Source organism: Shewanella sp. AC91-MNA-CIBAN-0169 (assembly GCF_040310165.1).
Taxonomy (GTDB): domain Bacteria; phylum Pseudomonadota; class Gammaproteobacteria; order Enterobacterales; family Shewanellaceae; genus Shewanella.
The window spans coordinates 37,663-60,471 of sequence record NZ_JBEOPM010000010.1; the positions used below are offsets into that span (position 1 = coordinate 37,663).

Here is a 22,809-nt window from a genome sequence, read left to right on the forward strand (position 1 = left end):
AGCTGTCTTTAGGAGGCTGATTTAAAGAAGATGTTTACTGGCCTGCTGACAAGCTGGTCTGTTTTAATTCAAGGTTACCGATGCAAGGTCATCAATCTAACGTTATTATTCTAAGGTTGTTAGTTGCATAATGTGTTGGTATTGCAACTGTGTGACGGGCTGAATACTCAGGCGGGCACCTTTAGCCACTAATACCATATCTTGCAGCGCGGGATCGGCTTTCAATTGCTTCAAGCTCACAGGCTTAGAAAATTTGGCCATAAATTGAATATCGACTTGCCACCATCGAGGCGCATTAGCGTTAGATTTTGCATCAAAATACGGTGAACGGTTATCAAAAGCACTGCTATCAATTTGAGCTTCACTGCTAATTTTTGCTAAACCCACAATGGCAGGAACTTTACAGCTAGAGTGGTAAAACAACACTACATCGCCCAATGTAATTTGATCGCGAATATAATTACGTGCTTGATAGTTACGAATACCTTGCCAAGCAACAGTTTGCTGCTTACTCATCTGTAGATTATCAATACTAAAGTCGTCTGGTTCAGACTTCATTAACCAATAGTTCATGTGATCCCATTATCGTCTTTAAAGTGACTGAATAACCTTTCAGTGCTTAAGAATGGCAATGTACACGGTGCAGATACGATTAGGCAAATAAAAAGCCGACAGCATTATGCTATCGGCTTTTTACAACAGTGGTCATTCAGCGGTTATTAACGAATGTTAATAAGTCGGTTTGGCAATAACGGTTTGACCAATAGGGGTTAAACTTAATAAGGCTAACTTATGATGTTGTAACGCGAACGGAATACCTATAATCGTTACAAAACAAGCCAGAGCATGGACTAGATGACCAATCGCGAGCCAAATACCAAAGCATAAAAACCATATTACATTACCCACCAAACCTAACGTGCCAGTGCCAATATCTTCTTGGCCTGAAATGTGTTTTCGGTTAACGGTCTCTTGTCCAAATGGCCAGAAAGCCAGTTCGCCAATAACAAAACAAGCACGACCAAATGGGATGCCAATGATACTGATAAAGCACAGTACTCCAACAAACCACCAAGCTAGGCCCATAACAAAACCACCCATTAAAAACCAAGCAATATTAAAGATTAAGCGTAAAAGAGACATTTTCATTCCTATCAATAGTCAATATTCTCAATATAAGCCATTTTCATGCCATGTTTTCAATTTGTTGATTATTAAGGGTTAAGTGTTGCTGTGGTATTGTATAAATAGAACAGTGCGAGGATTCACGCAAATGAATCGATGAGATTTATCATTTTTTAGTTAAAATGCTCATATTACAGTTGATTGAGACAATTCATGTTTTCGATAAGCCCAGTGCAAACGATGAACTTTGGTGGACGCAGCATCTACATTAAACGAGATGATTTATTACATGCTGATTTTAGTGGTAATAAAGCACGTAAATTTTATCATTTTTTGCATCATGATTATTCACATATTACCCAACTAGTGGCATCGGGTTCGGCCCAAGCCAACTCATTATATTCCATGTCAGTATTGGCTAAGCGGCAAGGGTGGAAATTTGATTACTATGTAAGCCATATCAGCGAGTTTTTATTACAACATCCTCAAGGCAATTATGCCGCTGCGATACAAAATGGCGCCAATATTATTGATGTTAGTCATTTGACCGATGTTGAAAATCTTCAAAGTATGCATTTAGACGATGCTATGCAATATATTGTTTCATCGAATCCAAGCTACGCAGATAAAAAACAATTACTTTTTATTCCTGAAGGTGGGCGTTGTGAGTATGCCGAAACCGGGATAACACAACTTGCCTGTGAAATTATTCAATGGGCGCAAGATCAACAAAAAAATAAGCTAAAGGTATTTTTACCCTCAGGTACGGGGACCACTGCGGCTTATTTAAATAAACAACTTACTCAACAATTGGCTCATTTATCATTAACGAAAGTTTTTACCGTTGAGGTGTTAACTTGCAGTACTGTGGGAGGGGATGAATATTTACGTCAACAATTCTCACAATTAGTCGATGAGGTTTATTTTCCTACAATTATTAATGATGGTCATAAATATCATTTTGGAAAATTATCACGACGTTGTTTTGATATGTGGAATACGGTATGCCAGTCGGGAATTGAATTTGAATTATTGTACGACCCGGTTGGATTTCTAGTGTTACAACATTATTTGAATAGTAATACTGCCAATGTAACCGATATTCTTTATATACATCAGGGGGGAGTTTTGGGAAATAAAACAATGTTGCCAAGATACCAACGAAAATTTTCGCACACTGTTTAATTATAGGGTGAATGCAAGATGATTTTTCTATAAGTTGTTGATATAAAATTAGATATTTTAGAGGGGTTAACTGGGGTTTAACACTGAAGAATAACTTAAAATGATGCGAGTGAGTTATTCATTTTGCTCTGTTTTAATAAACATCGGTAAGTGAGAGGAGAATACCGAGAAATGAGTTTATTAAATAACAGAGCAAATGATTAACGCAAAGCGTTAGGGGGTATTACTTATTGGCAGAGATTAACCATTTCATGAAGTTTAATGCTTCAATACGTTTTGAAAAGGTTTTTTTGTTTTTACCTAGGCTGTCGGTAAAAGCAATTGAATTCTTGTTTGACGAGATAGAGTTAACCGGAAAGCTAACTGAAATTTCGTGTCCATTCATGTTGTATGACATAGGTCACACTCCTTCTTATATATTCACCATTAGGTGAGAAAATTGTTCAATAAAATATCCTTGGCATTTTTTAGTGTTGCAAAAGATTAATGTTTCGAGATTTAACTTAACCTATCCTTTACTCACTAATCAAGTGTTGATATGTAAATAGTTGATTAAGGTCTATTTTATGCTTGCAACATTGATGTTGTCACATGACATATAGCCATAAAAAAATGAATACATATTTAGTACTTAACTTTGTAAGTTAAACATAGTTTTATGACAACAAGATGACGTGAATATAATTTAAATTATCATATCAACAGAAATCAATTGAAATCAAAAACGATGTACAGAAGCTTGTCTTGGGTTTATTTACGAAGTGAAGTTGAGCAGACTTACAGGTAGGTAACCAAAATTAACAAGAAAACTAAATCTGTGTGGATAATATACTGAGTGTTTGCATATGGCAATAGTCTTTTTCAATTTTTAATCAAATTAATGCAGTTTTCGATTGAAAAATAGCAATTAGCGACTAATTATCGACAATTCTCACCTTGCTCGGATGTCGATAGTGTTAAAAGGGATGACGAAAATTCACTCATCATCCCTTATTGCTGGTACAACTTAATGATAAATAGCGTCCAAGTTATCGATACACAAACGTTAGTAGTTAACATTTTAAGAAACTAACGTAATGGTTAGTAAAGTAAATCGCCAATTGGATTTAATAGTTTGCTGAACCCTTTAGTGAAGTATAACGGGGCATCGACAATGGTATAGCACAAACAACCTTCAAGTGTTTTTGGTGAATGTTGGTGCTCTTTATCAAGCAGCATAAAATCACCAGGCTTGTAGGTGTTGTAACAGTCGCTGAACTCACCTGCGAGCAGTAATGTTAGCTCTGCACCTTTGTGTGTATGTTCAGGAATTTCACCATTGGCTGCGATATGCAACAAGCTTGCTCTTGCTTGTGGCTCTCCGGTATCGAGTCTCAAACGGCTGACTTTACCAATACCCTGCCAAGAAGCATTAATTTGCTTACGAAATACCTTAGGCAGCGGATAATGCTGACCTTTAATACTAACGCTATTGTCTTCAATCTGATCAACTGTACTAGCTTGTTCAACCTCTAAAGTATCTAAGGTTGAATTTAATAGCTTCTCGAGTAGTGCGTCTAATTGATTATTATTAGTGTCTACCGACTGAGTTTTTACGGCCGACTCAAACTGTTGCTCAGACAACGCAATTGTCACCTGGTCAAGTTGTTGCTGGCAATGAGGACACAATTCAGCATGAGCGGAGATAGCAATCGACATCGATAGCGGCAACTCGCCTTTAGCATGGAGAGACAGCAAATGCTGGTCTGGGTGGTAATTAATCATAGTGTTTCTCCATAAAGCTTTTTAATTTTTCCAAGCCAAGTCTAAGTCGAGATTTAACCGTTCCAATTGGAATGTTAAGTTTGTCTGCTAACTCTTGTTGAGTAAGCTCTTGCATATAAATACCTTGTACTACTTGGCGTTGTAGAGGAGGTAATTCTTCTACATGCAGCAATAAAGTTGCCGATAATAAAAAATCATCGTCGTTGTTTTCAGCTTCATCAGACTCAAATAAAGGCCAAATATCATCACCGAAAGAATCTTCACGGTTATGTTGTACTTTACGGAGCATGTCAAAACATTGATTACGCATGATGGTAAATACCCAAGTACTTACCGCTGCTTTGTCTGCATTGTAAAGATGGGCTTTTGTCCATACTCGAGTCATTGTCTCTTGAACTAAATCCATGGCTAAGCCCTGTTGGCTTAAGCGCTGAACACCAAAAGAGTTAATTTTTGGGCCAAAATGCGAAAAAAGTTTTGCAAAAGATGCTTTGCATCGATCATTAGCCACCTGCATCATTAATGACGCAAGCTCATCAGCCATTGGATTGGGTTCGTTTGATTTCATAGCACCGCTTAGTTTAATTAGGGATCTTTGTGCAAGATGCCCCTTATCATAACGACTTTGTGTGCTTTGTGATTGAACATTTTCCATTATTTCACCCGCATCCAATAAATAACTCATTGAGCATAAGAGATTACGTCATTATGCTGTGGCTATCCTGAGCTCAAACAAGCTGCAGCATCATTATCTTATACGTGGCATTATTGGGTTCGGATCACAGTTCTGTATTATTTTATTATGTCGGCTAAGAATGATTTAGCTAATTGATGATCATGGCTATTGATACACTGATATTTTTCTTTGGAACTCAATGGGATAATTTCAAGCCATCGCTGACAAACCCACGCAATATCATTAAAGTTTTCTTCAGAATAGTGGGCAAGATGCTGTGGGTATTGCTGTAAAATTTGCTTTAACGTATTGCTAAGTGCTTTATCTTTTTTACGCTCATCAGTGTGATCGTGGCTCTGTTCAGTTTGTCGTTCAATGATATCGCACGGCCAAGAATCAATTAAGCTGACATCGGCGCGCTTTAAACCGTCACTATCAACACTTATTTTGTTAATAATGAACGTTTTTTGCCCTTGCACACTAATACCTAATAAGCCATCTTCAAGCGTTTCAAAGTCGATAATCTGGGTTAATGTGCCCATGGGTAATATGGTTTTTTTATCATCAGCCAACATACATAAGCCAAAACCAACACCACTTTTTAGCGATTCTGATACTAAGCGTTTATATCTAGGTTCAAAAATACGTAACTGGGTATATCCTTGAGGTAACAAGCAAATCGGTAATGGGAATAATGGGATGATCATAACGGCCCCTGAATGACTTTTAACGAATAATCTACACTGTTGTACGTACACAAACAGGTTAATGATCACCTTGATCTGTGGTTTAAACATGCCAAATTATATTGTGTTATGTGTGAAAAGTTATGCTCAAATGCATTATCAAGACGGGCTATTCATATGAACGTCTTAAGTATTAATTGAGTTAAATGGTTTTACAACAGTAACAGGCTTATCTATTAGGATAACAGCCGACAGATTTAACAAAGCAAAACCGAGGGTGAATTGATGCCGCGGTTTCAGGAGTCTTTTTATTGGTGTTAACTTTAGTAGAACGTTTGTGAGATGAAATAACTCGAGTTTCGAATTAAACATTTTACGTATTAGGGGTGTTTTTTGATCTTGTTTATATATATTTTTTATTTTTGCGGCATAAATCCTGATTCAACACTGTTTAATGATATTTTTTAAGTATAATTACCCTTGTTAATGATGACGCATCTTTGATGTTGCTTGTATGTTTTTAGGTGGAACCTGTTCATGAGAAAAGTGCTCGATACGGTAGATCAAAGAACTAAGTTAGTTGGCGAAAACCGTTTAGAATTGTTGTTGTTTCGCATTAACTCAACTCAGTTGTTTGCCATTAATGTATTTAAAATCAAAGAAGTGGTTAAGTTGCCACCCTTAAATAAGTTACCCGGCAGTAATCATAATGTTTATGGAGTAGCCAACATTAGAGGGATGTCGATCCCAGTGATTAATTTACGACAAGCGATTGGTTTCTCGCCGATGCCAGTGAATGACGATTGTAACTTGATTATTACCGAGTATAACCGCAGTGTGCAGGCTTTTTTAGTCGGTAAAGTCGAGAATATCGTTAACATGACCTGGAGTGATATTATGCCGCCGCCCAAAACCACTGGCGGACATAATTACTTAACCGCAATAACGAAAATTGAAGACCAAGGACACTTACGATTAGTGTCTATTATTGATGTTGAGAAGGTATTAGCTGAGATTATTGATTACGATGTGAAGTTATCTGACGGTGTGTTAGATGAAGCGCTCGTTTCTTACATGCCTGGTCGTAAGATATTAATTGTGGATGATTCGTCAACGGCGCGTAAACAAGTAAGGGACACTCTCAATCAACTTGGTATAGAGATTATTGAGGCGTCAGATGGATTACAAGCTTTGCGATTATTACAATCGTGGGCAGATGAAGGCAGACAGGTTGCCGATGAATTGCTAATGATGATTACCGATGCCGAAATGCCTGAAATGGATGGTTATAAGTTGACCTTTGAGGTGCGTAACGATCCTCGAATGGCGGCACTCTTTATTACTCTCAATACTTCTTTAAGCGGTAGCTTTAACCAAGCGATGGTGAAAAAAGTCGGCTGTAATGAGTTTATCTCTAAATTCCAGCCCGACTTATTAGTCAGCGTTGTTCAAGATCGTTTACGGAGTATTCTTAGTTAGGCCACAATTGAATGATTAAGTGGTTTTATTGATCCATATCTTCGATTAACTCGTCAAGAATACGCCGTTGATGCCCTGGGGTGATACCAATATTGAGTCTCGCTATTTTGACAGCATGGCCAAATTGAGCTTTACCAAGTAAGGTAACCAGTTGCTGTAAAAAACCACTGTCTAAAGATAAGGTCTTGCTATAGTGGCCAATGGCTTTTGTTAGAGAGGTAAACATTATATCGTCAAACTCGAAACCGGTATGATATTGACTACTGTCACCCGCTATTTCGCCTTCAAGTAAAACCCCGTCCAGACTTAATGGCCAGCCCCGTGCATTCATGCGACTTTGGGCTATTTGATACATCATCCAGGCACTTTTTTTAAATCCACCAAAAATCATACAATCAAAATCTGATTCTTCGAGTTCTTGCTTAGTCCAATTAATGCCAATCGCCAAGTCTTTGCTATATATATGCATTAAATTATCTTTAACCGCATCTCGACAATCCCAAATAGAGGTCAGCAGATTTTTCTTGGCTAACATATGGCATTCTTTACAAGCAGGAATGGCTAGAGAGGGGTGGGGAGTGTGAGTCATTCTATAGTAATCAAAAATATGATTACTGGGTTCGTTGCAAAACCAACAGGTGTGGCGTTTGTCAAAAGGAATATCAATCAGTGTAGGCATGGGCATAATAATATCAAAAAGCTGTTCAATGGCTGAACAGCTTGGGTAGTAAGATCAAATCAATTAATGATTATTCTTTTTCAAAATCAACTAATTCTTTAGCCAATACGATTGGGTCAATTTCTAGGCATTCTTGTTCAGCTTCCCAATCAACACCTATTAATACACCGTCATCATTTAAATCACTTACCCAGTATTCTAAAAACTCAGTCAGTGTAATAGTCACTGGGTTGTAGTCTGCCCACTCATCAGTGCAATGGCTTTTTGCAGCAGCTTCACTTGACCAAAGTGGCATAACATCAGTTTCTTCAAATTCTGATGAGTCACATACAACCCAACCTTCACCTGTTTCATCTTGTAAGCCCCATAAGACTTGATGTTGTTTTACGCTTTCGATAAAGCCTGTTAGTGCTGCTGTTTGTTCTGTCATGATAAATCGCTTAAATGAGTGAGAATTAACATCATTATACGGACTCAATGAATAAGGAAAAGGCTTAATTAATGACAATTTTGTTTATGAGGATCCTTGGTGGTCATTTAGAAACTAAATTGCCCCAGAATCTAGACGCAAATCGGGCATTTAGTCTCTTATTAGAAACTAACACGATTAAATGCGTCAATGTTGTAACTGTATTCGCTGTCGTTCGTTGGGTCATTTAAATCAATCGATAGTCTTGGCGTTATTGACCCGCTTATTTATCAAGCTGTTTGTATGACTCAAATCAAGTGCAGCGATTAAGACGAGTGTCTGTGGTTTTGAGTGACGGCTTCATTATTAATCACTTGTCATCGGTGTTGTTATTTTTCACTTGAATTTGGCATAAATAAACAGGGTTTAATGTTAACAGGTCTTGTTTACTGAAAGCCGATGCGTCACGATATTCAATATTCATTTTTGTAAAATAAGTGTTGTTCATGGCTCATAAAAGACGTTTTTCTGTGTTTATTGCTTCAATGTTTGTATCTAGCACCTTATTGAGTGCCTGTGCTGTGTCGGCATCACCCGATCCTGTTGTTGATGTTACTCCAGTTCAAGAGCATCCCGATTTTGCTACCTGTGTGATTAATTTACAGCAAAAAGCAAAAACGGCAGGGATTTCACAGCAGATTATCGATACAACGGTGGCAAATTTAAAGTTTGTCCCTAGGGTGATTGAATTAGATAATCAGCAGCCAGAATTTACCACAAGCTTTGGTGATTACTTCGACAAACGCGTCACACCATGGCGGGTTGAACAAGGCAGAAAAATGATGGCCAAACATGGGGCATTATTAACTAAGCTAACAAAAGAGTATGGTGTGCCTGGGCAATATATTGTTGCTTTTTGGGGCCTAGAAACCAACTTTGGTAGTTACAAAGGTAGCATGCCAGTGCTCGATTCATTGGCAACGCTAGCATGCGATCCAAGGCGTAGCGATTATTTCACTGGCGAGTTATTACAAGCGTTGAAGTTAAAGCAGCAATATAATTTCGCAGATAACAAAATGGTTGGATCGTGGGCTGGGGCGATGGGGCACACCCAATTTATGCCAACTAACTATCGTAAGTATGCAGTAGATGGTGATGGTGATGGTATTGCCGATTTATGGAATAGTGAAGTGGATGCATTAACTTCTGCAGCTAACTTTCTACAACACCTAGGTTGGAAAGCAGATGAGCGATGGGGACGAGAAGTATTATTACCTGTTGATTACCCGTTTGCTTACTTGGGCGGTAAACACCCGTTACCATTAGTAAAATGGCAAGCGCTTGATATTAAACAATCTAATGGTCAGCCGTTATCGACACCAGATATGCAAGCCGCTTTATATTTACCAGCAGGGCATACGGGTCCAGCTTTCTTAGGGTATGACAACTTTAATGTGATTATGCGTTGGAACCGCTCTGAATTTTATGCCATAGCAGTCGGTCATTTAGCCGACAGAATTAATGGCGGTGCGGAATTAACACGTGCGGTACCTAAGCAGCCAAGGTTAAGCCGAGAAACGGTAAAGCAATTACAACAAAAACTGAATGATGCTGGGTTTGATGTCGGTAAGCCAGATGGCATTTTAGGTCGTAATTCAGTGCTAGGGTTGCAAGCTTTTCAGCAGCAAAAAGGGCTAATTGCGGATGGATTTCCTGACGAACAAACATTTAATGCATTAGGCATCAAATTATAATGGCCACCTAAAAGGCTACTTTTTTGTGGATGCATTAGCACGCTTTTGCTAAGCTTCGGCAAATTTTAGAGTTAAGGAACGATAATGATCATTAAAGACGATATGGTAGTGCAGTTTAATTACACGCTACGTGATGAAAAAGGCGATGTGCTTGAATCAAATGAAGGTCGTGAGCCGATTGCATATCTGCATGGGCATGACAACATGATGCCTGGTATCGAAGCTGCTATTAATGGTAAAGAAATTGGCGAAAAGTTTACTATTACTCCGCCAGCCGCTGACACTTATGGTGAACGCCAAGAAGATTCAGAGCAGCGTGTATCAGTTAAACATCTTGTCGGTGCAAAAGTATGGAAACCTGGCATGGCTGCAGTGGTGAACACTGAACAAGGTCAACGTCAAGTTACCATCATTAAAGTGGGTAAATTCATGGCAACGGTTGATGTTAATCATCCACTTTCTGGCCGTGAATTAACATTCGACATCGAAATTGTCGGTGCTCGTGATGCATCAGATGAAGAAATTGCTCATGGCCACGCCCATGGTGCCGGTGGTCATCACCACTAATGAGATTGATTTGCTGTTAATTCTAAATTTAACAGCAACTTAATTCTTGTATAAATCCCAAGTGAATACTTGGGATTTTTGTTTTTACAGTGAGTTATTATGGTTATTGATTTTTCTTTGGGTAAAATTATTGTCACTGTGCATGAGATTCAATGCCGGTTTCATGATAGTCAACTGGTGCTTGCTGCGTCAGTAGATGATATTAGCTGTTTTCATCAAGGTTTAGTGATTGTTGCCGATGCGGGGACGGTGCGGTGGAGTCTCAAACTTGATAATCCAGCGCAATTAGAGGCGTTACTTGATCACACCGGGATCCACGCACAATAGCCATTAGTCATAAATCTATCTGAATACACTAGATTATTTATGATGTTTAAACGTGAATCGTTCGATGTTAAAAATCAATTAACGTAAGATAGCCACTAATATTGTGACTGTATTGATAGGATTAATAAATATGACTGCTCAGTTAGATAAAATCGTGATTGAACCGCAATCACCTGCAACATCTTGTGTCATTTGGTTACATGGTTTAGGCGATTCTGGTGCTGGTTTTGCACCAGTAGTACCAGTATTAGGCTTAAATAGTCAGCATAGTATTCGTTTTATTTTCCCTCATGCACCAGAGCAAGCTGTGACGATTAATGGCGGGTTTGTGATGCGTTCATGGTACGACATCAAAAGCATGGATTTGCATGACCGTGCAGATATCCAAGGTGTTATGGCGTCTGAGCAAGCAATACGTCAGCTAATCGTCGATCAAATCAGCAGCGGTATACCAGCAGATAAAATAGTCTTAGCGGGTTTTAGTCAAGGCGGAGTCATGAGTTTGTTTACCGGTCTGCGTTTTGAACAAAAACTGGCAGGTATTATGGCATTATCTTGTTATTTACCTGGTGGAGAAGCATTGCCAGAGCAACTTGCTGACGCCAATATTCATACTCCCATCTTCCAAAATCATGGTGAGCAAGATGATGTAGTCCCTATGTTTGCGGGGAAAATGGCTCATGATGCTCTGATAACAGCAGGTTATCAGAGTGTTTGGAAAACCTATCCTATGGCTCACAGCGTATTACCTAATCAACTTGTTGATATTGGTCAATGGTTACAACAAGTTTTGAAATAATGCAAAATAAGTATTGTTCTTGTTTTGGGATAATCAATGGTGTTACGTAGTATTTAAAAAACCAATCTATTTAAATGGCTTAGCAGTAAAAATGCTTAAGTCATTTTTTTACTTTGCATTAACAAGCCCGTTAACATGGTTATTGTTTTTCTCAGGGAATTATTAAAGGGTAAGCTGCTGTTAAATAGTGTATTTAAAATCACATTCTGTCATAAAAGTGACATCAAAATCCGTCAATCTTTGTTATCATTCTGGCCGTGAATAGGATAATTCACGGATTTAAAAATATAAATTATAACATCGGGGTAAATCATGACAAATATGTTAATTAAAGGATTAGTCGCAACGGCTGTACTAGCAGCGTTAACCGGTTGTGGCAGTGACGACGACAATACAGCAGTCGTAGCACCAACAACATGTGCCGAAGCAGGTGCAGATTGTAAAATATTCACAGTATTACACACCAATGATAACCATGGCCGTTTTTGGTCTAACAGTGATGGCGAATATGGTATGGCAGCGCGTAAGACGTTGATCGACCAAATTCGTGCTGAAGTCAGTTCAAACGGTGGCGAAACGTTATTGCTATCTGGCGGTGACATCAACACAGGTGTTCCAGAATCAGATTTACAAGATGCATTACCAGATTTTATCGGTATGAACGAAATTGCCTATGATGCAATGGCTGTCGGTAATCATGAATTTGATAACCCATTAGCAGTATTAGATTCTCAACGTTCAGTAGCAAACTTCCCAATGCTTGCGGCAAACATTTATAAAGCAGACGGTACTCGTTATTTTGATGCTTATAAAGTGTTTGACGTTAACGGTGTTCGTGTTGCTGTTATCGGTTTAACCACCGAAGACACGGCTAAAATCGGTAACCCAGAATTTATTAAAGATTTAACCTTTACTGACCCAACAACTGAAGCAGCTAAAGTGATTGCAGAAATTAAAGCTGCAGATACCGCTGATTTAATTTTCGCAACGACTCATATGGGTCACTATGCTGATGCGCAAAATGGTAGTAATGCTCCTGGCGATGTAACATTAGCTCGCGCACTAGCTGCAGGTGATTTAAGTGCCATTATTGGTGGTCACTCACAAAACCCTGTATGTATGGAACCAGATACTAACGACTATGCAGAGTTTGCTCCTGGTGACGCTTGTACTCCTGACATGCAAAATGGCACTTACATTATGCAAGCTCATGAATGGGGTAAGTATGTTGGCCGTGCTGATTTTGAATATTTCAACGGTGAGCTTCATCTTGCAAGCTACAAGTTAATTCCGGTTAATTTGAAGAAAACGGTTGAAGATGCTGAAGGTAACAAAACTAAAGTTTTAGTTGCTGATGAAATTACAGCCGATGCAGATTTAAAAGCACTACTTTCTTATTACCAAGAACGTGGTCAAGGCCAACTTGATGAGATTATTGCTACTACAGATGCATTATTAGACGGTGAGCGTGCAAATGTACGTAATATGCAAACTAACTTAGGTCGTTTAGTTGCTGAAGCACAGCGTACTAAAGTGGGTGCAGATATCGGCGTGATGAACTCTGGTGGCGTACGAGCCTCTATTCAAGCGGGTGATATTTCTTACCGTGACGTGTTAACTGTGCAGCCTTTTGGCAACATGGTAACGTTGAGCACTATGACAGGTGCAGAAGTCACTGAGTATCTTAATACTGTAGCATCTTTCCAACGTGGTTCTGGTGCTTATGCCCAAATCACTGGTGTGAAAATGACGGTTGATTGTACTGCGCAAACAGTCGCTATCAGTGAAATTAATGGTAAAGATTACAGTGCCACTGATTCATATAGCTTCACTGTACCAAGCTTTAATGCTGCTGGCGGTGACGGTTATCCAACATTAGACCCAATCCAAACAGGTTATGTTGATGCTGAAGTGTTATACACTTTCTTCAAAGACAAAGGCACTATTGCTGCCGCTGACTATGCGCCAATAGGTGACATTGTTTATGAAAACTCAAACAGCCCACTAGGTTGTGAAGTTACTGCAAACTAATTAAACTCAATTTAGGTTAATAGATGGGGTACCCATTTATTATTCCGAGCTAAGGTTAGATTGCAACAAAGGCAGCTTCGGCTGCCTTTTTTATTGGCGAGAGTTTAGTTGACTCGTGGTTTAATAAAGCGGTAATGTAATCAATAGGTTTTGTTACTATTGTTGAACAGTGCATGTATAGGATTGAGAGAAATTAATATGACAGGTACCTACAGATTATTGTTGTTAGCCACTTTAATTGTGCTTGCACTAACGTGTTATCTAGCCGGTAGCCAAACGGGAGCGGTGACTTTTTTTGTGGCAGGTGGATTGCTTGAAACAGCCTTTTGGTTTGGCTTGTTTAAAAAATCTAAAAATAGAAGCATTAGTTAATATTAACTTAAACAGTTATCGGTTATCAGAGGTTGCTTGTTGAATTGCTTATGATGGTATTGGGCAGAGTATTGAAATCGTAAATGGATATTTGAAAGTAACAAAGGCAACCTAGGTTGCCTTTTCTATTATAAAGCTATGACGTTCTCTGAATGGCTGTTTATCTCACTCAATTAGGTGTGTTATTTCCAGCCAATATGAGTGGTTAATGTATGACTTTGTCCAGGTGCTAACACCACGCAGTCTTCCAACACGTTAGCGGCTTCTAAGCACACCATGGTTAAGTAATCGTCTGCATTAAAGCGTGAAAGGCGCATCGACTTGTCTATCCAAGGGTTCCAAAGTACCGCTGATTGACTGTTTTCGCGACTGACTACAATGGTGCCATTTTGTGTATGTAACTCCTGAGTATCACCTAATAGGGTATAAACCCTGTCGGTTTCTCGTTCAAATTTAACGACATCATCGACTTGTTTAAACGGCCCTTCACTAAATTCAATGTATTGTGACCCGCTAAAGCCACTCGCTTGCAATTGATGAATATCTTCAATAGGAAAGTAGCTATGCAATGCTTGGGTAAGCTTCACGTTATCATTTCCATTATTAGTATTCACCAAGCTGACTGATAAGGTTTCGCCTAAGGTGAATAGCACCTTTACTTGGGTATTATGGGGCCAATATTGTTTATCCATTTCACTGGCGGGCAGGGTGAAAACTAAATCTACTAATTGGTTACGCATTTTGACTGATTCAAGCGACCAGGTTTTGTTTCGTGCAAAACCATGCTGCGGAAACCCAGGAGTGTCGCTCATACCAAACCAAGGCCAACAAATGGGGATTCCTCCTCTGATACCATTACCAGGTTGGTAATCATCTGCACTTGAAACCCATAATAGTGGTGCTTTACCTACAGGTATAAATTGATCTATTTGTGCACCTCGCATAAAAATACGTGCTTGGCAAAGTGCTGTGTCAACAGCAACATAATCAAGACCATTGGGATGTCTTTTAGTGGTAACCGAACCCATAGTGTGTGTCCTTGTGTATTTTGACTCTAGTCGATAGCTTACAAGGTTTTTGGCAAGTAAGTCACTAATCGTTTGGATGATTTAGAGGTGTTAACGGTCAACTTTAGTCAATAAGTAAACATCAAACCGCTATTGATTCAGTACCAAGCATTGCATCACTTGCCATAGATAAGCGATTACGAGTTCAATTCGCCTTGTGAGCAAAATAACGCGTTTTGATATTACAGATTTGAAATCATCACACTGTATCGATTTAACCCATCTCTAATGTAGAGTTGAGGTTATTTACTAAAATGTAGCAGACGGTTATTGGCTGGCATGGCGATGTCTTCTTGAAGTATTAGCCCTTGTTGTTGTGCTAACTGGCAGATCCATTCAATATCACGGATACCACTATCAGGGTTGTTGTGTTGCAGCCATAAATTGAATTGTTGATTACTGTCACTGGTAAATTGGCCTTGATAATTAAAGGGACCATAAACTGCTAATGAGCCTGAATTAAGCAATACACTACCAACGCCAGCAAAGAACGCTTCAACCATTGGCTTACTCATAATGTGCAAGGTGTTAGCACTGAATATGGCATCTATATCAGATACAAGCAGGGGCCATGGTTGAGTGACATCAAGCCCGATTGCCTGTTGTAAGTTGGGTTGTGTTTGCAAATTGAGCCGAGCTTGTAGGGTAGGTAAATAATGTTGTTGGTCACTTGGTTGCCAGCGGACATGAGGAAGGTGTTCAGCGAAATAGACGCTGTGTTGGCCTGTACCACTGCCTATTTCGAGTATATGTTGCCTATTGGCAAACCACTCTGCCAATAGGGTTAAGATAGGCTGTTTATTATTTTCACACGCTTGTGAAAAAGGCAGCTGTTGTAGCGATAATGATTGAGGCATTACGAGATATCAATTCTGTCCATTTCTAAGTGCTGCAATGCTATCACCGCTTGAGTGCGATTGCGAACACCCAGTTTACGGAATATCGCCGTGGCATGCGCTTTGATGGTTGCTTCTGATACCCCAAAATCATAAGCAATTTGTTTGTTGAGTAACCCTTCTGCAAACATCTGTAACACGCGATATTGTTGCGGGGTTAAGTCTGATAATCGGCTGGCCATTTTATCGGTTGGGTCATCAGAAACTGGCACGATTTGAGTACCTTTTGGCAACCAAATATCACCGTATAACACCGCATTTAATGCTTCTGCCAACGCTTCCATTGACGCAGATTTAGGAATGAATCCGCTACTGCCATAATGTATCGCTCGGCTGATGGTATTGATGTCTTCATGGGCAGATATCACCACTACGGGGATATCTGGATAATGAGTTCTAAGGTGGATCAGGGTTGAGTAACCGTGCGATCCAGGCATTTGTAGGTCCAGCAGGATTAAGTCAAATGGGGTCTCTTTTTGATCAAGAACCCTTTGTAACGCTTCGGCACTATCGGCCTCAAACCATTGAGTTTGTTCAAACGCATTACTCAGCGCTAGCCTTAAGGCATTACGGAATAATGGATGATCATCTGCAATGATGATGTTTAAATTTTCGAGCTTCATGGCGTTTTTTATTCTATGTTGCACGTGAAGATAAACTCAATGTAACAGAAAAGTAATCGAGTATTCTATTGCTTTATGTCACATTGTGATTGATTTGAATAAAAACCGTAAAATTATAGACTTTAGTCGAGTAAATAAAGTGCTAATGCAGCCATCTATCTGACTACATTAGCAAGGATGTATTAATTGTGTGGCCACACTTGGGTTGGGTTTCTGTTTTCATCTACCGCAACAAAAGTAAATACTCCGCGTATTGCATGTTCTCGATGATCGTTGTACATATCTTCGACATAAATGTTCACTTCAACTTTGAGTGATGTATTACCAACATGAATCACATTAGCAATCAGCTCTGCTAAGCTGCCTGCGGGTATCGCTTTTTTAAAATCGATACGGTCAGAACTGACGGTCACTAATGATTTACGACAAAAACGGGTGGCGGCGATAAAGGCTGTTTCATCCATCCATGCTAAAGCATCACCACCAAATAAGGTGTTATGGTGATTGGTATTAGACGGGAAAATAGCCTTTATAACGCGCGCTTCTGATTGAGCAATACGTGCAGCAATGTCATCAGGGAAATGGTTTTGAGTTTGAGCAGGGTTTTGAGCAAGGGACATACAACTACCTAATGTTATGCAGATCAACAAAGAATTCAGCGAAAAAAGCCGCGTATTATACTGTATTGCGTGGATCTCTGTCGATGTCGTAGCGCCTGTTTAGTCACCCAAGGGCCAAATTTCGCGGGCCTTTAAGGTAAATGTTCCGATGAGTTGGGTAGAGTAAACTATTCGATTAACGAGATATGGCTAAATGAGGCATTTGGGCTGAGAACATCAATTGAAGTGATATCGGTTAATATCACTTCAATCGCTTGCTGTTGTTGATTAATGCCCGCAATGGCTTCATGTTTTTGTTGATTGCGACTGACATACAATGTTCGATCAAATTGACCTTGAAGATGGGTTCCATCTGTTAATGTTAGTTTGACCCTATAGCGATACAAACAGATGATCTCAATATAATCGTAAATCTCACATTTAATTGGGTTCATGTCCGTCTCCTATTTTGTCTGCTCTATATTTTGCTAAAAACCATTACTCACTAACAATCATTTACCAGCTATCAATTACTCACTTTCAATGACCCGTTAATAGCGTAACAACACAGTAGAAACCATTTGCTTGTTCGCATTGAGGGTCACTATGTATAAGCGATCAAACTCACTTGCATCTGCAATGGGTATTTGTTTTTCTGCCCCGAGACCTTCAACTAAATCTGTTGAAGTATTACTGTGTCCGACCACTAAAATATTACCCTGTTGAGTTAATAGATGTTGGGTAAATGCCGCCATATCACGTGGGTCATAAACACTTAAATCCACTTGCTGATCTTGCGTTACGGCGGTGGCCGTTTCACGGGTGCGATTATAATCCGTTGTGTACACTTTATCTAAATGCGTACTGGACAGTACTTTAGCTAAACGCAGGGCTCGTAATTGTCCTTGTGCAGATAAACTAGGGTCTTTTCCAGCAAATTTTTCTGCATGTCTGACAATAAAAATAACTTGATTGCTCTTAGTATTGTTATCGCTATTTACGGCGGTATTGTTAAGCGCAATCGGAGCAACGATTGGTGTTTGTGCCATTAGTGATGCGCTGATTAAACTGATACAGCCGAAAACGGCTCTAATGATTGATTGTTTCATGGTGTTAATCCGCTAAATAATATTCGATGGTAGATACGACCCGTACCTGTTTAATATATGGCGTGTTTTTATCTCTATTGTTAATGCTGAATTGTCCTTGAGTCGCTTTTTTTATCTTACCTAATCGGCTTTGTGAATCGGTAGCAAATTTTTCAGCAACTGAACGTGCATTAGTGGTCGACTCTTCGATCATTTTCGGTTTAACGTCATTTAAGCGGCTGAAAATATATTCGACTTGGGCATCATAGTTATTTTGTGAGAAAACAATTCCCATTTTACCTAGCTCAGTTAATTGAGGCATAGCCCCGCGAACTTTATCTATGTCATTAGAATATACCGTAATGGTTTGCGACGCCGTATAGCGCAATTCTACTGGTTGATTTCCACCATACTGTTGCGCCAATTTATCGGTAATAGTGGGCGCGGCGAGAGTGATCTTTTTGGGATCGATATTTTGTTCGGCTAAAAAGTTAACCACTTGGTTGTTTTGTGTTTCAAGCTGTTTGTAGAGTTCATCGAGATTATTATTGGCTGCGGTGAATTGTATCGGCCAAATGACGATGTCGGCAGGATATTCATTTTCTGCCAGGCCTTTTACCGTGACGCTGCGGTCGAGTAACTTGTACTCAACAATGGCTTGTTTGAGTAATACGCCTAATGTGCCTAAGCCCAGTGCAATTAATATTCCGAAAATAGCAGCACTACGAGACGAACTTTGCATAACAACATCCTTATTATAGGTGGGGAGTGATGGAGTAGCGTTGGCTTTGTGGCTAACGTTACTTTTTGTTATAGCGTGTTAATTGTCGCATCACACCGTCATGAAACGTCAATATTTTCGCTAATATTATGGATTATTGGCAATGGTAAGCACCCAAATTAATGACAATCATAATCGAATATGAGTTGAATATTGGTTTTATGGATTAATTTTAATCCTAGTTTTGCTTAATGCTTGTCTAGCAACAATACTTAGGTTGGCGTATTACTGACTCATGTTGTTATTTAAATCGATCTGACATTTATACGACTCGGTCATCTAAATAAGTCTGTTTACGCGATTAATGGAATGTAATGGTGTTAGATTTACATCGTTTTAAAAGGAATTAATATGTCATCTCGGTTAACAGCACCGCTTATTCAATATGGTTTTGATGATGGCTTACCAATATGGCGTCGGATCATTTTCACGCGACTGTTTAGTGTGTTGGCTTTGTTATGTATCCCGATTTACATCACCAGCGTATATCTGTGTATTGTTCAAAACCTTTGGGGCATGGCACTATTTGATACCGTGGCTTACGGGGTATTATTATTCATTTTGTTTTATCCACGAATTAGCGATACACAAAAATTTACCATAGGGTGTTATCTTGCATTTGGTATCGGCATCGGTTTTTTACTCGCTATTGGCCCTTCTGGGGCAGGTTTTTTCTGGTTATTCGTTTTCCCTCCTTTGAGCAGTATTCTTCTTGGCGAAAAAATGGCGGTATGGGCCCAGGTGGCTAATGGTATATCGTTATTATTAATCGGTATCGCTTATCATTATGAGCTTGTTGTATGGCCTGATATAAACGGATTTTCAACCTTAATTTGGTACGTAGTGGTGATTAACTTTCTCGTCACTAATGCAATAGTGACTCAGTCGACCTCTTATTTATTGGGTAAGTTAACTCACTCATTAGAGTCTATTTTAGCCTCTCGTACGGCAACGGTTATGGGCTTAGCTAAATTGGCAGAGTATCGTGATAATGAAACCGGTGCGCATCTGATTAGAATGCAGCAGTATGCCAATATGCTGGCAAAACAAAGATTAACCGATGAACATGTTCCAGAAGAGTTAACTGACGCTTTTATTCAAGAAATTAGCCTCTCAGCCATTTTGCATGATATTGGCAAAGTGGGTATCGCCGATCATATTTTGTTAAAACCAGGGCGCTTATCGGTAGAAGAATTTGAGCAGATTAAGGCTCATCCAGTGATTGGAGAAAAAGTGCTTAACAGTTTATTAGCGTATGCCCCTCAGTGTACATTTATAAGAATGGGACGTGACATTGCCGGCGCCCATCATGAAAAGTGGGATGGCAGTGGTTATCCTAATGGGTTAGCAGGCGAATCTATCCCGTTGTCAGCCAGAATTGTAGCCTTAGTCGATGTGTACGATGCATTAACCTCACCACGATGTTACAAAAGGCCTTTTAGTCATGAAGAAGCGATGGCGTTGATTCTTGAAGGAAAAGGCAAACACTTTGACCCTAAATTGGTCGATAGCTTTATGGTCATTAGTGAACAATTTTCTGTGTTGTCAAAAGCATCTTTACTCGAAGAGGATTAACGTTATTGATAGAGACGTATAAACAACAATGCCAGTCCTGGGGACTGGCATTGTTAAACAATATTATACAGTTACGGTAATAATAGAGCCGATATATAAACAGGATTTTAGTTGGCTTTGTTTTTGCCAGCCATTAACCCATAGCGAGGCTCTTACTGTGCTAGCAAGGCTTTACGTTCTTTTGAAGCTTGAGCTAAATCACGTAAAAGTTTTTCAGAATCAGCCCAATGCAAACACGCATCGGTAATACTTTGGCCATACACTAATGGTTCGTCTTTAACCACTTTCTGGTTGCCTTCAATCATAAAGCTTTCTGCCATAATACCTGCAATTGCGGTACTACCACTGCGCAGCTGAGCCATAATGCTATCGGCAACATTTAACTGATTTTTATGCTGTTTCTCACTGTTACCATGGCTAAAATCAACCACCATACGTTGAGTTACGCCCACTTGTTCAAGCTGTGCGCGTGCAACTTCAATATCTTCAGCTGAATAATTTGGGGTTTTACCACCACGCAAAATAATATGTCCAAATGGGTTGCCGTGGGTACGGTAAACCGCCATAGCGCCGTCTTTATCTGGAGAGTAAAAAATATGCGGCGCCTGTGCGGCACGTACAGCATCAACAGCGATATTGATGTTACCGTCAGTACCATTTTTAAAGCCAACAGGGCAAGACAATGCAGAAGCCATTTCGCGGTGAATTTGGCTTTCAGTAGTACGTGCACCAATAGCACCCCAGGTAATAAGGTCTGCGATGTACTGGCCGTTCACCATGTCTAAAAACTCAGTGGCGATAGGTAACTTGAGTTCAGTGATTTGTTGTAATAACTGACGTGCCATACGCAAGCCTTTATTCGGGCTAAAGCTGCCGTCCAAATCTGGATCTGAAATTAAGCCTTTCCAACCAACAATGGTACGAGGTTTTTCAAAGTACACCCGCATTAAAATGCACAAGTCATCTTTTAGTTCGTGATGTAAGGCCGACAAACGCTCTGCATATTCGAGTGCTGCTTTAGTGTCATGGATTGAGCAAGGGCCAATGATGACCAGTAAGCGCTGATCTTCTCCGGCAATAATTGCTTCTACTTCACGACGTTGCGCAACCAAGTAGTCTGCAGCATTTTGCGTTAATGGATATTCTGAAGCCAACTGAGCAGGAGAAATAACTTTGCTTAATAAGGTTGTTCTGAGTTCATCTGTTTTAATTGTCATGCATATTACCGAGAAATCGTGAGATGCATCTGCATCATATTGAACGGGATTATATACCCAAAGAAGTTCAAGATGCGAGGCTTAGCCTCGGATTCTAACGGTTAAAAAACAGATTGCCGTAAAAGGCAAAGACGAATCAACCTGGGTTAAGTTCGTCTTTTGGTGGTTTTTCATTCTATTTCATGCAAAAAATGATTGTTTATAAATTAGAACATATGACGTTCTAAACCGGTGATATCAAGAATTTTGGTGGCAATTTCTTCAACCGAATGGTTGGTGGTATTTACAAAGGGAATACGTTCTTTTTTATACAGCATTTCGACTTCTTTCACTTCAAGTCGACATTGTCTTAATGAAGAGTAGCGGCTATTTTCCATGCGGCTTTGACGTATCTCATGCAAACGATGAGGATCGATGGTTAAACCAAAGAGCTTTGATTTGTTGCGTTTCAATGCTTCAGGTAACTTGAGGTTATCCATGTCATCTTCAGTAAACGGGTAGTTTGCAGCCTTTATACCAAACTGCATTGACAGATATAAGCTTGATGGCGTTTTACCGCAACGAGACACGCCTAATAAAATAATGTCAGCTTTATCCATGTGTTTCATGGTTTGGCCGTCATCATTCTCCATGGTGTAGTTAATCGCATCGATACGGGTTTCATAACCATGGTTACTTTTACCATGAGTTCGGTGTAATAAAGGCTTAGCTTGTACCCCTAAGTGTTGTTCTAGTGGCGCAACAAAGGTGTTCAAAAAGTCATAATCGACACATTCACTCGAAAAAATCACATTGCGGATCTCAGGATTAATGATTGAGTGGAACACAAGCGGCCTTTCGCCTGTTGTAATAAAACAATCATTTATTTGTTGCTTAACTTTTTGAGCTCGCTGAATTGTTTCAACGAATGGAATCGTAAGTGCTTCAAATTCTATAGGAAATTGCGAAAGTACGGCATGTCCAAAAACCTCTGCTGTGATCGCGGTCCCATCTGAAATATAGAATACTTTTGGTGTCATTCTGACCTCTTGTAGTAATAAAATTACAAATAAAATTATAGATTTACGCTTGTTGTATGGGAGTGTAAGATGCTCTTGCCCTCGTGTGAAG

26 protein-coding genes are annotated in these 22,809 nt (G+C 39.5%); 9 read left to right on the top strand and 17 right to left on the bottom strand.

Going from position 1 to position 22,809, the window contains the following annotated elements:
- Window positions 1-105: 105 nt before the first annotated feature.
- Window positions 106-573, bottom strand: coding sequence for an EVE domain-containing protein (locus tag AAEY98_RS10375; RefSeq protein WP_350996934.1), 468 nt, complete (start codon window positions 571-573; stop codon window positions 106-108).
- A gap of 156 nt (window positions 574-729) precedes the next feature.
- Window positions 730-1,143 carry a YccF domain-containing protein gene (locus AAEY98_RS10380; RefSeq protein ID WP_351016791.1) on the bottom strand — a complete coding sequence of 138 codons (414 nt, stop codon included), beginning with the start codon at window positions 1,141-1,143 and terminating at the stop codon, window positions 730-732.
- Window positions 1,144-1,338: 195 nt separating this feature from the next.
- On the opposite strand from AAEY98_RS10380, the gene AAEY98_RS10385 reads away from it, so the two are divergent.
- Window positions 1,339-2,310: a 1-aminocyclopropane-1-carboxylate deaminase/D-cysteine desulfhydrase gene (locus AAEY98_RS10385; RefSeq protein WP_351016794.1), complete on the top strand. Its 972-nt coding sequence runs from the start codon at window positions 1,339-1,341 to the stop codon at window positions 2,308-2,310.
- A gap of 223 nt (window positions 2,311-2,533) precedes the next feature.
- Here AAEY98_RS10385 and AAEY98_RS10390 read toward each other — a convergent pair whose 3' ends face one another.
- The 4 genes from AAEY98_RS10390 to AAEY98_RS10405 all read right to left on the bottom strand — a co-directional run bounded on the left by AAEY98_RS10390 (window position 2,534) and on the right by AAEY98_RS10405 (window position 5,457).
- On the bottom strand, window positions 2,534-2,707 hold the full coding sequence (locus AAEY98_RS10390) for a hypothetical protein (protein ID WP_011637775.1): 174 nt from the start codon (window positions 2,705-2,707) through the stop codon (window positions 2,534-2,536).
- A 683-nt stretch (window positions 2,708-3,390) separates the two neighbouring features.
- The gene (locus tag AAEY98_RS10395) at window positions 3,391-4,074 is read right to left on the bottom strand and encodes a ChrR family anti-sigma-E factor (protein ID WP_351016797.1); all 684 of its coding nucleotides are present in this window, start codon (window positions 4,072-4,074) and stop codon (window positions 3,391-3,393) included.
- Window positions 4,067-4,729, bottom strand: coding sequence for a sigma-70 family RNA polymerase sigma factor (locus AAEY98_RS10400; RefSeq protein WP_101087219.1), 663 nt, complete (start codon window positions 4,727-4,729; stop codon window positions 4,067-4,069). Before AAEY98_RS10400 ends, AAEY98_RS10395 begins: the two co-directional genes overlap by 8 nt.
- A 137-nt stretch (window positions 4,730-4,866) precedes the next feature.
- The gene (locus AAEY98_RS10405) at window positions 4,867-5,457 is read right to left on the bottom strand and encodes an LON peptidase substrate-binding domain-containing protein (protein ID WP_101086917.1); all 591 of its coding nucleotides are present in this window, start codon (window positions 5,455-5,457) and stop codon (window positions 4,867-4,869) included.
- A 516-nt stretch (window positions 5,458-5,973) separates the two neighbouring features.
- On the opposite strand from AAEY98_RS10405, the gene AAEY98_RS10410 reads away from it, so the two are divergent.
- The gene (locus AAEY98_RS10410) at window positions 5,974-6,915 is read left to right on the top strand and encodes a chemotaxis protein CheV (RefSeq protein ID WP_101086918.1); all 942 of its coding nucleotides are present in this window, start codon (window positions 5,974-5,976) and stop codon (window positions 6,913-6,915) included.
- Between the two features lie 25 nt (window positions 6,916-6,940).
- Here the strand turns inward: AAEY98_RS10410 and AAEY98_RS10415 are convergent, their stop codons facing one another.
- Both AAEY98_RS10415 and AAEY98_RS10420 read right to left on the bottom strand, forming a co-directional pair.
- Window positions 6,941-7,600: a hypothetical protein gene (locus AAEY98_RS10415; protein WP_351016800.1), complete on the bottom strand. Its 660-nt coding sequence runs from the start codon at window positions 7,598-7,600 to the stop codon at window positions 6,941-6,943.
- Window positions 7,601-7,664: 64 nt separating this feature from the next.
- Window positions 7,665-8,024, bottom strand: coding sequence for a DUF2750 domain-containing protein (locus tag AAEY98_RS10420; protein WP_041413601.1), 360 nt, complete (start codon window positions 8,022-8,024; stop codon window positions 7,665-7,667).
- A 485-nt stretch (window positions 8,025-8,509) separates the two neighbouring features.
- On the opposite strand from AAEY98_RS10420, the gene AAEY98_RS10425 reads away from it, so the two are divergent.
- From AAEY98_RS10425 to AAEY98_RS10450, 6 genes are all read left to right on the top strand, one after another.
- The gene (locus tag AAEY98_RS10425; RefSeq protein ID WP_351016803.1) at window positions 8,510-9,757 is read left to right on the top strand and encodes a lytic murein transglycosylase; all 1,248 of its coding nucleotides are present in this window, start codon (window positions 8,510-8,512) and stop codon (window positions 9,755-9,757) included.
- 84 nt (window positions 9,758-9,841) lie between these two features.
- Window positions 9,842-10,324, top strand: coding sequence for an FKBP-type peptidyl-prolyl cis-trans isomerase (locus AAEY98_RS10430; RefSeq protein ID WP_101086921.1), 483 nt, complete (start codon window positions 9,842-9,844; stop codon window positions 10,322-10,324).
- Window positions 10,325-10,423: 99 nt separating this feature from the next.
- A complete protein-coding gene (locus AAEY98_RS10435; protein WP_101086922.1) occupies window positions 10,424-10,651 on the top strand; it encodes a DUF3389 domain-containing protein in 228 nt (75 codons plus the stop codon).
- A gap of 130 nt (window positions 10,652-10,781) precedes the next feature.
- On the top strand, window positions 10,782-11,450 hold the full coding sequence (locus AAEY98_RS10440; RefSeq protein WP_101086923.1) for an alpha/beta hydrolase: 669 nt from the start codon (window positions 10,782-10,784) through the stop codon (window positions 11,448-11,450).
- A gap of 312 nt (window positions 11,451-11,762) precedes the next feature.
- Window positions 11,763-13,481 carry a bifunctional UDP-sugar hydrolase/5'-nucleotidase UshA gene (gene ushA / locus AAEY98_RS10445; RefSeq protein WP_101086924.1) on the top strand — a complete coding sequence of 573 codons (1,719 nt, stop codon included), beginning with the start codon at window positions 11,763-11,765 and terminating at the stop codon, window positions 13,479-13,481.
- 198 nt (window positions 13,482-13,679) lie between these two features.
- Complete coding sequence (locus AAEY98_RS10450; RefSeq protein ID WP_351016806.1) at window positions 13,680-13,853, top strand: hypothetical protein; 174 nt, start codon at window positions 13,680-13,682, stop codon at window positions 13,851-13,853.
- Between the two features lie 182 nt (window positions 13,854-14,035).
- Here AAEY98_RS10450 and AAEY98_RS10455 read toward each other — a convergent pair whose 3' ends face one another.
- The 7 genes from AAEY98_RS10455 to AAEY98_RS10485 form a co-directional block, all read right to left on the bottom strand.
- Window positions 14,036-14,881, bottom strand: coding sequence for a D-hexose-6-phosphate mutarotase (locus AAEY98_RS10455; protein ID WP_351016809.1), 846 nt, complete (start codon window positions 14,879-14,881; stop codon window positions 14,036-14,038).
- A gap of 281 nt (window positions 14,882-15,162) precedes the next feature.
- On the bottom strand, window positions 15,163-15,777 hold the full coding sequence (locus tag AAEY98_RS10460; protein WP_101086926.1) for a DUF938 domain-containing protein: 615 nt from the start codon (window positions 15,775-15,777) through the stop codon (window positions 15,163-15,165).
- Entirely contained in the window at window positions 15,777-16,439 is a 663-nt protein-coding gene (locus AAEY98_RS10465; RefSeq protein WP_101086927.1) for a response regulator transcription factor, read from the bottom strand. Before AAEY98_RS10465 ends, AAEY98_RS10460 begins: the two co-directional genes overlap by 1 nt.
- Window positions 16,440-16,621: 182 nt before the next feature.
- On the bottom strand, window positions 16,622-17,059 hold the full coding sequence (locus AAEY98_RS10470) for an acyl-CoA thioesterase (RefSeq protein WP_101086928.1): 438 nt from the start codon (window positions 17,057-17,059) through the stop codon (window positions 16,622-16,624).
- Window positions 17,060-17,226: 167 nt separating this feature from the next.
- Window positions 17,227-17,493: a Rho-binding antiterminator gene (locus AAEY98_RS10475; RefSeq protein WP_351016812.1), complete on the bottom strand. Its 267-nt coding sequence runs from the start codon at window positions 17,491-17,493 to the stop codon at window positions 17,227-17,229.
- 96 nt (window positions 17,494-17,589) lie between these two features.
- Entirely contained in the window at window positions 17,590-18,147 is a 558-nt protein-coding gene (locus tag AAEY98_RS10480) for a SixA phosphatase family protein (protein ID WP_351016815.1), read from the bottom strand.
- A gap of 4 nt (window positions 18,148-18,151) precedes the next feature.
- Entirely contained in the window at window positions 18,152-18,868 is a 717-nt protein-coding gene (locus tag AAEY98_RS10485) for an SIMPL domain-containing protein (protein WP_351016818.1), read from the bottom strand.
- 390 nt (window positions 18,869-19,258) lie between these two features.
- On the opposite strand from AAEY98_RS10485, the gene AAEY98_RS10490 reads away from it, so the two are divergent.
- Window positions 19,259-20,482, top strand: coding sequence for an HD-GYP domain-containing protein (locus AAEY98_RS10490; protein ID WP_351016822.1), 1,224 nt, complete (start codon window positions 19,259-19,261; stop codon window positions 20,480-20,482).
- A gap of 152 nt (window positions 20,483-20,634) precedes the next feature.
- On the opposite strand, the gene AAEY98_RS10495 is transcribed toward AAEY98_RS10490, so the two are convergent.
- Complete coding sequence (locus AAEY98_RS10495) at window positions 20,635-21,699, bottom strand: 3-deoxy-7-phosphoheptulonate synthase (RefSeq protein ID WP_101086933.1); 1,065 nt, start codon at window positions 21,697-21,699, stop codon at window positions 20,635-20,637.
- 206 nt (window positions 21,700-21,905) lie between these two features.
- On the bottom strand, window positions 21,906-22,718 hold the full coding sequence (ppsR, locus tag AAEY98_RS10500) for a posphoenolpyruvate synthetase regulatory kinase/phosphorylase PpsR (protein ID WP_101086934.1): 813 nt from the start codon (window positions 22,716-22,718) through the stop codon (window positions 21,906-21,908).
- Window positions 22,719-22,809 lie beyond the last annotated feature (91 nt).